At 70.2% G+C, this 14,012-nt stretch carries 10 protein-coding genes; 4 read left to right on the plus strand and 6 right to left on the minus strand.

The features are described 5' to 3' along the window. Window positions 1–594 precede the first annotated feature (594 nt). From AB5J50_RS05310 to AB5J50_RS05320, 3 genes are all read left to right on the plus strand, one after another. Window positions 595–2,547: a sulfatase gene (locus AB5J50_RS05310; protein WP_369255348.1), complete on the plus strand. Its 1,953-nt coding sequence runs from the start codon at window positions 595–597 to the stop codon at window positions 2,545–2,547. 294 nt (window positions 2,548–2,841) lie between these two features. After that, complete coding sequence (locus AB5J50_RS05315) at window positions 2,842–3,801, plus strand: 5-dehydro-4-deoxyglucarate dehydratase (RefSeq protein ID WP_369255350.1); 960 nt, start codon at window positions 2,842–2,844, stop codon at window positions 3,799–3,801. Window positions 3,802–3,949: 148 nt separating this feature from the next. After that, on the plus strand, window positions 3,950–5,287 hold the full coding sequence (locus tag AB5J50_RS05320) for an enolase C-terminal domain-like protein (protein ID WP_369255352.1): 1,338 nt from the start codon (window positions 3,950–3,952) through the stop codon (window positions 5,285–5,287). A gap of 24 nt (window positions 5,288–5,311) precedes the next feature. Here AB5J50_RS05320 and AB5J50_RS05325 read toward each other — a convergent pair whose 3' ends face one another. Both AB5J50_RS05325 and AB5J50_RS05330 read right to left on the minus strand, forming a co-directional pair. Beyond that, the gene (locus tag AB5J50_RS05325; RefSeq protein ID WP_369255354.1) at window positions 5,312–5,770 is read right to left on the minus strand and encodes a hypothetical protein; all 459 of its coding nucleotides are present in this window, start codon (window positions 5,768–5,770) and stop codon (window positions 5,312–5,314) included. 33 nt (window positions 5,771–5,803) lie between these two features. Then, on the minus strand, window positions 5,804–7,300 hold the full coding sequence (locus AB5J50_RS05330; protein WP_369255356.1) for an acyl-CoA synthetase: 1,497 nt from the start codon (window positions 7,298–7,300) through the stop codon (window positions 5,804–5,806). 130 nt (window positions 7,301–7,430) lie between these two features. Here AB5J50_RS05330 and AB5J50_RS05335 point away from each other — a divergent pair, with 130 nt between their 5' ends. After that, a complete protein-coding gene (locus tag AB5J50_RS05335; RefSeq protein ID WP_369255358.1) occupies window positions 7,431–9,869 on the plus strand; it encodes a penicillin acylase family protein in 2,439 nt (812 codons plus the stop codon). A gap of 61 nt (window positions 9,870–9,930) precedes the next feature. Here AB5J50_RS05335 and AB5J50_RS05340 read toward each other — a convergent pair whose 3' ends face one another. The 4 genes from AB5J50_RS05340 to AB5J50_RS05355 all read right to left on the minus strand — a co-directional run bounded on the left by AB5J50_RS05340 (window position 9,931) and on the right by AB5J50_RS05355 (window position 14,011). After that, window positions 9,931–10,326 (minus strand): nuclear transport factor 2 family protein, encoded by a 396-nt coding sequence (locus AB5J50_RS05340; RefSeq protein ID WP_369255360.1) that lies wholly within the window; start codon window positions 10,324–10,326, stop codon window positions 9,931–9,933. A gap of 106 nt (window positions 10,327–10,432) precedes the next feature. After that, window positions 10,433–11,299 carry an RNA polymerase sigma-70 factor gene (locus AB5J50_RS05345; protein WP_369255362.1) on the minus strand — a complete coding sequence of 289 codons (867 nt, stop codon included), beginning with the start codon at window positions 11,297–11,299 and terminating at the stop codon, window positions 10,433–10,435. Between the two features lie 74 nt (window positions 11,300–11,373). After that, window positions 11,374–12,294 (minus strand): NAD-dependent epimerase/dehydratase family protein, encoded by a 921-nt coding sequence (locus tag AB5J50_RS05350; RefSeq protein WP_369255364.1) that lies wholly within the window; start codon window positions 12,292–12,294, stop codon window positions 11,374–11,376. Window positions 12,295–12,412: 118 nt separating this feature from the next. Then, window positions 12,413–14,011 carry an acyl-CoA synthetase gene (locus AB5J50_RS05355; protein WP_369265313.1) on the minus strand — a complete coding sequence of 533 codons (1,599 nt, stop codon included), beginning with the start codon at window positions 14,009–14,011 and terminating at the stop codon, window positions 12,413–12,415. Between the last annotated feature and the right edge of the window lies 1 nt (window position 14,012).

Genomic DNA, 14,012 nt, shown 5'->3' on the forward strand with positions numbered 1-14,012 from the left:
GGTGGCCGTCTCGATCGCCTCGACCACGGGACCCGCGGCCGTGGGCTGCGCGAGGCATCGGATCGCGGGGCACACCCGGACGCCGTCCGGATCCACGGATCTGGTGACGGGCTGCGTGAAGAGATGGCCCGACCGGACGGCTCTCTCCAGCCGTGGCCGACCAACGCCGAAACCGTGCCGGTTCCAGGATTCGAGCATCGGACGAGGCTTCATGTTCCCCCCGAAAGCCTCGGCCCGGGGCCTCCGGGCACGTACTCAAGGCTAGCAACCACCGTGCGGACAGGGCCCCTTGTCGACGCAAATCGCGCGCATGACGAGTCTCTGCGGCGTCGGCCGGGCCCGCCGAGTCAACGCCAGTCGGACACCGTTCAGCGGTCGCCGAGCGGCAAGGCGGACTACCCGTGGGCCAGGTCGGTCGCGGCGAGCGCGGCCGGCTGACCCTGGCGCCCCTCGTCCGGCGTACTCTTTGCGCGCGGTTGACCTTCCCGGTTGAACGCCGGGTGAAGGTCGACCGTACGGATGGTGGCGCACCCGCCCTGCCCCGGGGCGTGTCCGCGGTGTCATCACGGGGCTTCGTACGGAAGGACCATCTGCGTGTCGCACTCCACGCGCTCTCGTCAACTACCGGAACAGCCGGAGACGGAGCCGCATCCGGGCGCCGACACGGCTGCCGGAACGACCGCGGATGCGGATACCGACACGGTTGCGGAAGCGGATACGCCCACGGATACGGATACCGACGCACCGGGGAGTGCGAAAGCGGCGGACGCGGAGGCCGACGCGGCGGACACGGAAGCCGAGGTGCCTGCGGAGGCCGATCCGGATGGGGGTGGCGACGCCTCTGAGGGAGCCGGCGCCGGTGGTGGGCGGCGAGGCTGGTGGGGCTGGCGGGTCAAGTACCCGCGTGCGGCACGGGTCGTGACCGTCGGGACCTCGGTCCTCGCCGGCGCCCTGGTGCTCTTCGCCCTCCTCGTGCCGAACCAGCTCGACCGCCTCTCCTTCGACGCCTTCCTCCGCATCCCGGCGGAGGGAGTCCTCCTCGCCGCCCTGCTGTTGGCGCTGCCGCCGAAGCCGAGGCGGATCACCGCGGTCGTCGTGGGTGTGCTGCTCGGCCTGTTGACCATCCTGAAGTTCGTCGACATGGGCTTCTACTCGGTGCTGGCCCGGCCGTTCGACCTGGTGCTGGACTGGATCCTGTTCGACGACGCCGCGGAGTGGGTGAAGGAGTCGTTCGGCCGGACCGGCGAGGTGGTCGCCGTGATCGCGGTCATCGTGCTCGTCATCGCCCTGCTCGTTCTCATGACCCTCGCGGTCGTGCGACTGACCGACGTCATGGTCCGCCACCGGCCCGTCGCCACCCGGACCACGCTGGTCCTCGGCACCGCCTGGATCACCTGTGTGACGGTCGGCGTGCAGTTCACCGACGTACCGGTGGCCTCGCAGATCAACGCCGAGCTCGTCCAGAACCGGGTGCACCAGGTGCAGGCGGGCCTGCGCGACGGAAAAGTGTTCGCCAAGGAGGCCGCCGTCGACGCCTTCGCCGACACTCCGCCCGACCAGCTGCTGACCGGACTGCGCGGCAAGGACGTCCTGTTCACCTTCATCGAGAGTTACGGCCGTACGGCGATCGACGACCCGGCGATGTCCGAGCAGATCGACTCGGTTCTCTCGGAGGGGAACAGTTCGCTGAAGGCGGCCGGGTTCTCCTCGCGCAGCGCCTGGCTGCGCTCTCCTGTCACGGGCGCCGGGAGCTGGCTGGCCCACTCCACCTTCCTGTCCGGCCTGTGGATCAAGAACCAGCAGCGCTACCGGAGCCTCACCACCAGCGACCGCAACACGCTCACCAGTTACTTCCAGAAGACGGGTGCCTGGCGCACGGTCGGCATCGTGCCGGGTGTCCGCCGGGCCTGGCCGGAGGGCAAGTTCTTCGGCCTCGACCACATCTACGACTCCGAGCACCTCGGCTACAACGGCCCGTACTTCAGCTGGACGCCGGTGCCCGACCAGTTCAGCCTGGAGGCCTTCGAACGCCTGGAACACGGCAAGAAGGACCACAAGCCGATGATGGCGGAGATCATCCTGGCCTCCAGCCACAACCCCTGGGCGCCCATAGCCCACATGATCGACTGGAACGACCTCGGCGACGGCTCGGTCTTCAACCAGATCAAGAAGGAGGGCAAGGACCCCAAGCAGGTCTGGAAGAACCCGGAGAGCGTGCGCACGGAGTACCGGCGCGCCATCGAGTACTCGCTGCACAGCCTCACCGAGTACGTCGAGAAGTACGGCGACGAGAACACCGTGCTCGTCTTCCTGGGCGACCACCAGCCCGTCCCGACCGTCACCGCCGGCAGCACGAGCCGGGACGTACCGATCACGATCGTCGCGCACGACCAGAAGGTGCTGGACAGGATTTCCGACTGGGGCTGGACGGACGGTCTCAAGCCCGCCAAGGACGCGCCGGAGTGGCGCATGGACACCTTCCGCGACCGCTTCATGACGGCGTACGGTCCGCATCCCGACTCGTCGGCGACGACCTCGACGCCCTGACACCCGCGATCCGGCGTCCGCGGCCCCACGGCCGCGGACCCGACCGCGCCCGGTCTACGCCGGCCGGGCCACCGGAACCGAGCAGCTGACGGCATCGGCGGCCGGAGTGTCTCCTCGCGGTCGACGCAGTAGCCGCGGTCGCGCACCGCCGCGAGGTCGGCGAGCAAGGCGCCGCGGTCGGTGTGGGCGCGGCACGCTCCGCGCTGCGCTGCCGTACCCATTGACCTCCCATGGTTCACCCACCTAACCTTCATTCTCATACGTAGACGCCATCTGCATATAGGGATGAGATTCATGACTGGGTTCAGCGGGGCGGCCGAGGGCGTGGTTGAGCGGCTGCGGGACGGCATGGCCGGCGGAGTGCTGTCCTTCCCCCTCACGAGCTTCCGGGACGACGGCGGCCTCGACCTGGAGTCGTACCGGACGTACCTGACCGCCCAGTTGGCGACCGCGCCGGGCGCGGTGTTCCCCGCCTGTGGAACCGGCGAGTTCAGCGCGCTGGACGAGGACGAGTACCGCGCCGTCGTCGAGGCCACGGTCGAGATCGCCGACGGCCGGCTGCCCGTGGTCGCGGGCATCGGCTACGGCTGGGCGCAGGCACTGCGGTTCGCCCGGATCGCGGAGACGGCGGGCGTCGACGCCGCGCTGGTGCTGCCGCACTATCTGGTCGAGGCCCCGCAGGACGGGCTGGTGGAGCAGCTGCGCCGGATCGCCGCCGGCACCCGGCTGCCGCTCATCGCCTACCAGCGCGGCCCGGTCGCCTTCACCCCCGACGGCCTGCGCCGGATCGCGGAGATCCCCACCGTCATCGGCCTCAAGGACGGGCACAGCGACCTCGACCGCCTCCAGCGCCTCACGCTCGTCGCCCCGGACGGCTTCCTGTTCTTCAACGGCGCCGCCACCGCCGAGATCCAGGCCCGCGCGTACGCCACCGTCGGCGTCCCCGCCTACTCCTCGGCCGTGCACGCCTTCGCGCCCGAGATCGCGGACGCCTGCTTCACCGCCCTGCGGGACGGCGACGACACCGCCGTGAACAAGCTCCTGGCCGAGTTCTACGTCCCCCTCGTCGAGCTGCGCGACCGCGTGCCGGGCTACGCCGTCTCGCTGGTCAAGGCCGCCGCCCGGCTGCGCGGCCTTCCGGTCGGCCCGGTACGCGCCCCGCTCACCGACCCCGGTCCGGACGACCTCGCCGAGCTGGAGAAGATCCTCGACCACGGGCTGGCCCTGGCCGGAGCGGTAGGCCGGCCGGCTTGACCGGCGGAGCCTCCGGCTGCGCGATGCCGCCGCTTCTGACGGCGTCGGGGTCCATCCGGAGACACTGGTGGCTCGCGGTCGAGTGGACTCTCGACGCCCTCAGCCCCTCATCACAGCGCCCGCGTCACCCCCGTACCCAAGGATTTCGATGAGCATGAGCCAGCAACCGACCGTCGCAGAGTTCTCCGTCTATCCCGTCGCCGGCCGGGACTGCATGGAGCTGAACCTCTCCGGCGCGCACGGCCCCTACTTCACGCGCAACGTCGTCGTCCTCAAGGACTCCGAGGGCCGTACCGGTCTCGGCGAGGTCCCCGGCGGGGAGAAGATCACCCGGACTCTGCGGGACGCCGAGTCGCTGGTCGTCGGCGCGAAGGTGGGCGACTACAAGCGTGTCCTGCACGAGATCGGGGACCGCTTCGCCGACCGCGACGCCGGCGGGCGCGGCGCCCAGACCTTCGACTTGCGCACGACCGTCCACGCGGTGACCGCGGTCGAGTCGGCGCTCCTCGACCTCCTGGGGCAGCACCTCGACGTGCCGGTCGCGGCGCTGCTCGGCGACGGACAACAGCGGGAATCCGTACGGGTGCTGGGCTACCTCTTCTACGTCGGTGACCCCGACCGCACGGACCTGGAGTACGTGCGCGAACCCGGCTCCGCCGTCGACTGGTACCGGATCCGGCACGAGGAGGCCCTCACGCCCGAGGCGATCGTCCGGCAGGCCGAGGCGGCGTACGACCTGTACGGCTTCCGGGACTTCAAGCTCAAGGGCGGTGTCCTGGAGGGTGCCGAGGAGGTGAAGGCCGTCCGCGCGCTCAAGGACCGCTTCCCCGAGGCCCGCATCACCCTCGACCCGAACGGCGCGTGGTCGCTGCGCGAGGCGATCGAGCTGTGCAAGCCCCTGGTGGGCACGCTCGCCTACGCCGAGGACCCCTGCGGGGCCGAGGGCGGCTACTCCGGGCGCGAGATCCTGGCCGAGTTCCGCCGCGCCACGGGGCTGCCGACCGCGACCAACATGATCGCCACCGACTGGCGGCAACTGACCCACGCCCTGGCCCTGCAGTCGGTCTCCATCCCGCTGGCCGACCCGCACTTCTGGACCATGCAGGGCTCGGTGCGGGTGGCCCAGCTGTGCAACGCGATGGGCCTGACCTGGGGCTGCCACTCGAACAACCACTTCGACATCTCGCTGGCCATGGTGACCCACTGCGGAGCCGCGGCACCGGGCGCGTACAACGCCCTGGACACCCACTGGATCTGGCAGGAGGGCCTGGAACGCCTCACCACCGCCCCGCCCCGCATCGTCGACGGCGAGATCGCCGTCCCCGACGCCCCCGGCCTGGGCATCCAGCTCGACATGGACCGCCTCCTCACGGCCCACGAGCTCTACCAGCAGAAGGCGCTCGACGCGCGCGACGACGCGATCGGGATGCGATACCTCATCCCCGACTGGGAGTTCGACGCGAAGCGGCCCTGCCTGGTGCGCTAGCCGGTGGCCCGGCTGCCGGCACCGTCAGAGGGCGATCGGGCGATAGGCCAGGATCTCGTCCACGATCCGCTCGGGCGAGGCGTCCTCAAGGCCGGCCGGCGGATGGTGGATCAGGTCGGAGGCTCGTGGGTTCGTGACGTTGGCTTCCAGTACCCGCAGGTAGTACTCGTGCTCCGGGTCTCCGTCCAGGATCCTGCGCACGATCTCGACGAGTTCCTCGCGCGCGACGTCGGGCACCCTCGGGTACGCCGGCCGGGCGGCCTCCAGCGCGAAGTCTTCCAGCTCACGCCATCCTGCGTATCCGGTGAAGTGGGCTGAGCCATAGGTGTGACCGGTCGCGTCGTTGAACGCGGCGATCGCCGCGTCCGCTTCCGCCGCGTCATCGCCGAACAGGAGAGTCTCGATCCGCTCCATCTCGTCGGCGAGCACCCGCAGGTGAGCCTCCGTGACGGGTGGAGGCAACAGTTCCGGTCGAAGATCCACCGACCTATTGTGCGGTGTACGGCCATGAGCCGGTCACTCGCTGAACCGGTCCCGCAGTTCCCGTTTGAGGATCTTCCCGCTGGCGTTGCGTGGCAGCTCGTCCACGAACAGGATCCGCTTGGGGGCCTTGAAGTGGGCGAGCTTCTCGCGGGCGTGGGCGAGGAGTTCGGATTCGGTCACCTCGCCGCGGGGGACGACGACGGCGGTGACGGCCTCGATCCAGCGCTCGTCGGGGAGGCCGATCACCGCCACCTCCGCGACCTGCTCGTGCGTGTAGATGGCGTCCTCGACCTGACGTGAAGCGACCAGTACGCCACCGGAGTTGATGACGTCCTTCACCCGGTCGACGACGGTGAAGTATCCGTGGGCGTCCCGCACGGCGAGGTCGCCCGAGTGGAACCAGCCGTCGCGGAAGGCCTCGGCTGTCTCCTCCGGCTTGTCCCAGTACCCCTCGCACAACTGCGGTGAGCGGTAGACGACTTCACCCGGTGTGCCGTCGGGTACGTCCTTGCCGTTCTCGTCGACCACCCGCGCGTCCACGAACAGGACCGGGCGGCCGCAGGAGTCCATCCGGCCCTTGTGCTCGTCGGGGCCGAGGACGGTGGCCAGGGGGCCGATCTCGCTCTGGCCGAAGCAGTTGTAGAAGGCCAGCTTCGGCAGCCGCTCGCGCAGCCGTTCCAGAACGGGTACCGGCATGATCGACGCCCCGTAGTAGGCCTTGCGCAGCCCGCTGAGGTCCCGGGTCGCGAAGTCGGGGCGGTTCGACAGGCCGATCCACACGGTGGGCGGGGCGAACAGGCTGTCCGCACGGCCTGTCTCGATCAGGTCGAAGAGCTGATCGGCGTCGGGCGAGTCGAGGATGACGTTCGAGGCACCGATCGCGAGGTACGGCAGCAGGAACACATGCATCTGCGCCGAGTGGTAGAGCGGCAGCGAGTGCACCGGCCGGTCCCCCGCGCTCAGGTCGAGGGCGGTGATCGCGCTCAGGTACTCGTGCACCAGGGCGCGGTGCGTCATCATCGCGCCCTTGGGCAGGGCGGTGGTCCCGGAGGTGTAGAGCAGCTGCACGAGGGTGTCGCCGCGCGGCTCGGCGCCCTCGTACGCAGGTGCCGTGTCCAGCCGCGCGAGCAGCGAGTCGTCGGCGTCGCGCAGCGGCAAGGTCCCTACGCCGTCCGGGAGTTGCCCGGCTAGGTCGGGGTCGGCCAGGACCAGCGTGCTCCCGGACTGGCCGACGATGTACGCGAGGTCGTCGCCGGTGAGGTTCTGGTTGACCGGCACGTGCACCAGCCCCGCGCGGGCGCAGGCGAGGAAGCCGATCAGGTACGCGTCCGAGTTGTGGCCGTAGGCACCGACCCGGTCGCCCGGCGCGAGCCCCTGGTCGAGGAGCACGCTCGCCGCACGGGAGACGGCCTCATCGAGTTCCGCGTAGGTCCAGGAGCGCTCACGGTAGTCGACCGCGACGCGCGCCGGGGTGCGCCGGGCGCTGCGCCGCAGCACCCCGTCCACCGTGCTGCCGTGTCCAGGCGTCATGACACATGATCCTCGGTCCGCGTCTCAGGGAGGTCAAGTCAACGCACGCAGGTCGAACAGATACGCCAACACCGCACATACCCGTTGGTACGCTCAACCGCCCCTTCCCTCAATGACGTTGGGAGGCACGATGCGCACCCGCCTGAGACGGCTCGTCATCACGGCCGTCGCCCTGCTCACCGCCACGACCGCACTGCCCGCGGCCGCGGCCCAGCAACAAGACCGTCAGGAACATCCCTCGCACGGCGGCCTGTCGGCCGTGATCCGCTACACCGAGTACGGCATACCGCACATCGTCGCGAAGGACTACGCCAATCTGGGCTTCGGCACCGGCTGGGCGCAGGCCGCCGACCAGGTGTGCACCCTGGCCGACGGCTTCGTGACCGTACGCGGCGAGCGGTCCCGCTTCTTCGGGCCCGACGCGGCGCCCGACGGTTCGCTGTCCTCAGCGACCAAGAACCTCTCCAGCGACCTGTACTTCCGCGGTGTGCGGGAGACGGGCACGGTGGAGAAGCTGCTGGCCGAGCCCGCGCCGCTCGGGCCGGGCCGCGACGTCAAGGACTTGATGCGCGGCTGGGCGGCCGGCTACAACGCCTGGCTCACCCAGAACCGGATCACCGACCCTGCCTGCCAGGGCGCCGACTGGGTCCGCCCGGTGACTCCCGTGGACGTGGCCGCACGCAACTTCGCGCTGGCCGTGCTCGGCGGCCAGGGGCGTGGGGTCGAGGGCATCACGGCCGCCCAGCCGCCGACGACGACGTCCACCGTGACGAGTACGCCCGCCGCGTCGAGCACCGCCGCTCCTGACGCGAAAGCCACCGCCTCAGCCGCTCGGGAGCTCTTCGACACCGCCGACGCCGACATGGGGTCCAACGCGGTCGCCTTCAGCGGCACCACGACGGCGAACGGCCGCGGTCTGCTGCTCGGCAATCCGCACTATCCCTGGCAGGGCGGCCGCCGCTTCTGGCAGATGCAGCAGACGATCCCCGGCGAGCTGAACGTCGAGGGCGGCGCGCTGCTCGGTTCGGCGACGGTGTCCATCGGGCACACCGCGCATGTGGCGTGGAGCCATACCGTCGCGACGGGCATCACGCTCAACCTCCATCAGCTGACGCTGGATCCGGCCGATCCGACGACGTATCTGGTGGACGGCAAGCCGGAGCGGATGACGAAGCGGACCGTCACCGTCGACGTGCTGGACGGCACGCCGGTCACGCGCACCCAGTGGTGGACCCGGTACGGCCCGGTCGTCACCTCGCTCGGCGCGCAACTGCCGCTCCCCTGGACGACCACGACGGCGTACGCGCTGAACGACCCGAACGCGGCCAATCTTCGCGCCTCCGACACCGCGCTCGGCTTCAGCAAGGCCCGGAGCACGGCCGATGTCCTCACGGCCCTCAAGCGCACCCAGGGGCTGCCCTGGGTGAACACGATCGCCGCCGACTCGGGCGGGCATTCGCTGTTCACGCAGTCGCAGGTACTGCCGCGCATCACCGACGAGTTGGCGCAGCGCTGCTCGACGCCGCTCGGCAAGGTCACCTATCCGTCGGCCGGTGTCGCGATCCTCGACGGCTCGCGCGGTGACTGCGCGCTGGGCAGCGACCCCGACGCCGTACAGCCGGGGATCTTCGGGCCCGCGAAGATGCCGGTGCTCAAGGACGCGCCGTATGCGGAGAACTCCAACGACAGCGCCTGGCTTGCCAATGCGGACCGGCCGCTGACCGGGTACGAGCGGATCTTCGGCACGATCGGCACCCAGCGCACGATGCGTACCCGCGGGGCGGCCGAGGATGTGGCGGCGATGGCCGCCAAGGGCCGGCTGAGCGTCCGGGACCTTCAGGCGCAGCAGTTCGCGAACCGGGTGCCCGCGGGTGATCTCGTCGCGGACGACGCGGCGCACGCGTGTGCCGCGCTGCCAGGTGGCACGGCAACAGGCAGTGATGGCAAGGCCGTTGACGTGTCCGAGGCCTGCGGTGTGCTGGGGACGTGGGACCACTCCATGAACACCGACAGCCGGGGCGCACTGCTCTTCGACCGGTTCTGGCGGAAGCTGGCGGTCGCGGTCCCGGCCGCGCAGCTCTGGAAGATCCCGTTCTCGGCGGCGGACCCGGTCCGTACCCCGAACACGCTCAACACCGACGCGCCGGGCTTCACCACGGCCCTCGCCGACACGGTGACGGAGCTGCGCACGGCAGGCATCGCGCTGGACGCGAAGCTCGGCGCGAACCAGTTCGTCGTACGCAACGGACAGCGCATCCCCGTACCGGGCGGCACAGAGTCGCTCGGCGTGTGGAACAAGGTCGACCCGGTGTGGAATCCGGCGGCCGGCGGATACACCGAGGTCATCACCGGGTCCTCGTACATCCAGGCCGTCGGCTGGGACGGGAGCCGCTGCCCGGTCGCCCGTACGCTGCTGACGTACTCCCAGTCGTCGAATCCGAACTCGCCGCACTACAGCGACCAGACGCGGCTCTTCTCGGGCGAGAAGTGGGTCACCTCGCGCTTCTGCGAGAAGGACATCCTGTCGTCGCCGGGGTTGCGGGTGGTGCGGGTGAGCGACCACCGCTGACAACAGTGCTGTGGTCCCGTCCCCCATGGGGCGGGACCACAGCGGTTCGGCCGGCGGAGTGTCAGGACCAGAAGGCGTTGCCCTTGTCGATGTCCTCGACGCATTCGTCGAGGTCGGTGATCTTGTCGCCGACAATCCGGAAGACGATGGATCCGTTCTCGTCGATGCGCCTGCCCTGCCGCTCGGCCGTGTAGTGGTGCACGGCGACCGCGTGGCCCCTGCCGTCGACGAGCACGTTGCGCAGTTCGACGCTCATGGTTCCGTCGGTCTCCTCGTAGAGCCGGCGGTACATGTCGAGGACCGCGTCCTGGCCCTTGAAGTCGCCCGAGAGCGGGTGGCTGCCGGGTACGTGGTGTGTGGCGTCCGACGACATCAACGAGCGCAGCGTGTCCATGTCACCGCGCGAGAAGGCGTCGTATCCCTTGCGGACGAGGGCTGCGTGCGGGTGTTCAGCCACGACGATCGCCACCTTTCCATGGTTCGGCGACTTACGGCTGACGCAACCGATTCTCCTCCTTCCCGGTGCCAGGGCCACTCGGCACCGCAGGTCAGCGCCCGGCACATCACAGCTCCATGTGGCCCAGCTTGTCGGGGTTGAGGACCGAGTAGACCCCGTCGATGCGCCCCTCGTACACGGAGATGGTGACGACCTGCTCGATGCCGTCGACGGTGAGTGCGAGGGCGGGCAGCCCGTTCGCCGTGACGGCGCGCGCGTCGCCGAACCGATAGCGGGTGACCAGACCCGCGAAGAACGCGACCACACGCGCGCGGCCCTTGATCGGGCGCAGCGCCGCCCTGACCTTGCCGCCGCCGTCGTTCCAGGCGACCACGTCCTCGGTCAGCAGCTCGGTCAGACCCGTGAGGTCGCCGCTCTGCGCGGCCTCCAGGAAACGCGCGAGCAGTTTGGCGTGAACGTCCTCGGCGAGCGTGAACTTGTCGCGTCCCGAGGTGACCCGGCGGCCCGCCCGGCTGTGCATCTGGCGGCAGTTCGAGGAGGTCGTGTCCAGGATGCGCGCGATCTCGTCGTACGGCAGGTCGAAGGCCTCCCGCAGGACGAACACCGCGCGCTCCGGCGGCGACAGACGCTCCATCAGATGCACGGTCGCGTAGGCCACCGTGTCACGCAGCTCGGCCGTGTCCAGCGGGCCGAGCGCCGCCGTCGCGACGGGCTCGGGGAGCCACGGCCCGGTGTACGCCTCGCGGGTGACGCGGGCCGAGCGCAGCTGGTCGAGGGCGAGCCGGGAGACGATCGTGATGAGGAAGGCCCGCGGTTCGCGGATGTCCGCCCGGTCGGTGCCCGTCCAGCGGAGATAGGCGTCCTGGACGACATCCTCGGCGTCCCACATGCTGCCCAGCAGCCGGTAGGCGAGGCCGAGCAGCAAGGGGCGGTACGCCTCGAACTGCTCGGTCACCTGCGTCGGAGTCTCCAACTCCTCAGTCCTTTCCTGCGGTTCGGCGTGCGTCCGGCTCCCTGCGAGGCGGCGTACGGCCCGCTCCCAGCGGTTCAGCGTGCGACTGTCGCGCCATTCAACTCGGCCGCGAACCCCGCGCGCCAGGTGGCATACCGGGGCCGCCAGTCGAGGGTGAGCACGGCGCGCGCGTTGTCGGCGCCGCGCAGCCCGTTCATGAACGCCACTCCCCAGCCGCCGACCGCGAGCCGGGCGAGCGCCACCGGTGCCTTCTTGGGCGCCGGGGCGCCAAGCATCCGGGCCAGCTCGGGCAGCCACTCGTGCAGCGGCGCCGGGTGATCGTCGACGATGTTCAGCGGGCCGCTCGCGGGCTTGTCGAGTGCGGCGATCACCGCGGTGGCCGCGTCATGGGCGTGCGTGAAGGAGAACACCGAGTTCCCGCCGCCGACCAGCGGAACCTTCCCCCCGGCGACCTGGTCCACGAAGGAGCCGTCCTTGGCGTAGATCGTGCCCGGCCCGTACAGGTGCCCGAAGCGCAGGACCGTGCCGCCCGCGTCGGCGGTGCGCAGCTCCAGCTCCTTCAGCGCTTCGAGCACCGGCACGAACTGCTTCGGCGGACGCTGCCACAGCGGGGCGTCCTCGTCGGCCGCACCCTGGCCGGCCGGGTCGTAGGCGTACGCGAGTCCCTGGGCGACGATCTTCTTGACCCCGGCGTCGTGCGCGGCCTCGTACAGATTGCGGGTGCCCTCCGTGCGCAGCCGGTTGGTGAGGGCGAAGTCGCGGGCCAGGTGGCGCGGGTCGATCGCGGCCGGGATGGCGGTGAGCATGTTGACCACCGCGTCGGGGGCCGCCTCACGCACCGCCCGGTGAAGCGCGGAGCGGTCGAGGGCGTCGGCCACGACGCTGCCCTCGACCGGCGTACGCGACAGGGCTACTACGTCATGTCCGACCGAGCTGAGCAGCGGGACAAGCGCCCGCCCGATGACTCCGGTGGCTCCGGCGACGAGTACACGCATGGGAATCCATCTCCTGATGTCGGGCCCCCGGGCGGTCCGGTGATCGGTTCCCGGGGGCGTTTCGGCATCAGGACGGGCGAGTGCGGCTCCGCGTGACAGGTCGCCAATGTGACCTGTGTCACACCGCTCGGGTGCGGCCCTCCCAGTAGGGATCCCGCAGCCTCCGCTTGTACAGCTTTCCATTGGGATCGCGGGGCATGGCCTCGATGAAGTCGACGCTCTTGGGCCGCTTGTAGCCGGCGAGCTGCCGCTCGCAGTGGCCGAGGATCTCGGCGGCGAGCGCCGGGCCCGGCTCATGGCCGGGGGCGGGCTCGACGACGGCCTTGACCTCCTCGCCCCAGTCGTCGTGCGGGATGCCGAAGGCGGCGGCGTCGGCGACGGCGGGGTGGGTGAGCAGGGCGGCCTCTATCTCGGCCGGGTAGATGTTGACCCCGCCCGAGATGATCATGTCGATCTTGCGGTCACGGAGGAAGAGATAGCCGTCCTCGTCGAGATAGCCGAGGTCACCGACGGTGAAGAAGTCGCCGATGCGGTTCTTCTTCGTCTTGGTCTCGTCCTTGTGGTACGAGAATCCGCCGGTGCTCATCTTCATGTACACGGTGCCGAGCTCACCGGGCGGCAGCCTGGTGCCGTCGTCGTCGAAGACGGCGAGCTCGCTGATGGGCCACGCCTTGCCGACCGTGCCGGGCTTCTTCAGCCAGTCCTCGGCGGTCGCGAAGGCTCCGCCGCCCTCACTGGCCGCGTAGTACTCCTCGACGCACTCGCCCCACCACTCGATCATGGCCCGTTTCACATGGTCGGGACAGGGGGCGGCGCCGTGGATGGCGTGCCGCATGGACGACACGTCATAGCGCGCCTTCACCTCGTCGGGGAGCGCCAACAGACGGTGGAACTGGGTCGGGACCATATGGGTGTGCGTGCATGTGTGGGTGTCGATGACACGCAGCATCTCCTCGGGCGTCCACTTGTCCATCAGCACCAGACGGTGGCCGATGTGCAGGGACGCGCCCGCGAATTGCAGCACGGCGGTGTGGTAGAGCGGCGAGCAGACCAGGTGCACGTTGCCGTCGAACGGCTTGATGCCGAAGATGCCGAGGAAACCGCCGAGGTACGACTCCTCGGGAAGCTTGCCGGGCAGCGGGCGCCGGATGCCGCGCGGGCGTCCCGTGGTGCCCGAGGTGTAGTTCATGACCCAGCCGAGGGTGCGTTCGGCGGGCGGCGACTCGGGCTGCCCGTCGAGGAGTTCGGCGTACGGCCGGAAGCCCGCCACCTCGCCGACCGCGTACCTCTGAGCCTGGGGAAGCTTCGCCTCGTCGGCGGCGTGCCGGGCGGCGTCCGCGAACCGTTCGTGGGCGATGAGGACCTTCGCGCCCGAGTCGGAGACGATCCAGGCGATCTCGGGGCCGACGAGGTGGTGGTTGACGGGGACGAGGTAGAGACCCGCCTGCGAGGCGGCGAGATAGGCGACGAAGAACTCGACGCCGTTGGGCAGCACGACCGCGAAGGCGTCGCCGCGTTCGAGACCCGCGGCGCGCAGCCCGTGGACGAGCCGGTTGGCCGAGGCGTGCAGCCGCCCCGCGGTCCACTCCTCGCCGGCCGGGGTGACAAGGACGATCCGCTCGGGGTCGGCGGCGGCCTGGGCCCAGAAACCGTTCGGAGGCGTGCCCCCGCCCGTTCCCCCACTCGCACTCCCACTCCCGCCCGCGCCCCCACTCACA

It is taken from the genome of Streptomyces sp. R35 (genome assembly GCF_041053035.1).
Taxonomy (GTDB): domain Bacteria; phylum Actinomycetota; class Actinomycetes; order Streptomycetales; family Streptomycetaceae; genus Streptomyces; species Streptomyces lutosisoli.

Bases quoted from the DNA above. Each gene is read 5' to 3' on its own strand.
- AB5J50_RS05315 (WP_369255350.1), top strand. From the start codon at position 2,842: ATGACTGGGTTCAGCGGGGCGGCCGAGGGCGTGGTTGAGCGGCTGCGG.
- AB5J50_RS05320 (WP_369255352.1), top strand. From the start codon at position 3,950: ATGAGCATGAGCCAGCAACCGACCGTCGCAGAGTTCTCCGTCTATCCC.
- AB5J50_RS05330 (WP_369255356.1), bottom strand. From the start codon at position 7,300: ATGACGCCTGGACACGGCAGCACGGTGGACGGGGTGCTGCGGCGCAGC.
- AB5J50_RS05335 (WP_369255358.1), top strand. From the start codon at position 7,431: ATGCGCACCCGCCTGAGACGGCTCGTCATCACGGCCGTCGCCCTGCTC.
- AB5J50_RS05350 (WP_369255364.1), bottom strand. From the start codon at position 12,294: ATGCGTGTACTCGTCGCCGGAGCCACCGGAGTCATCGGGCGGGCGCTT.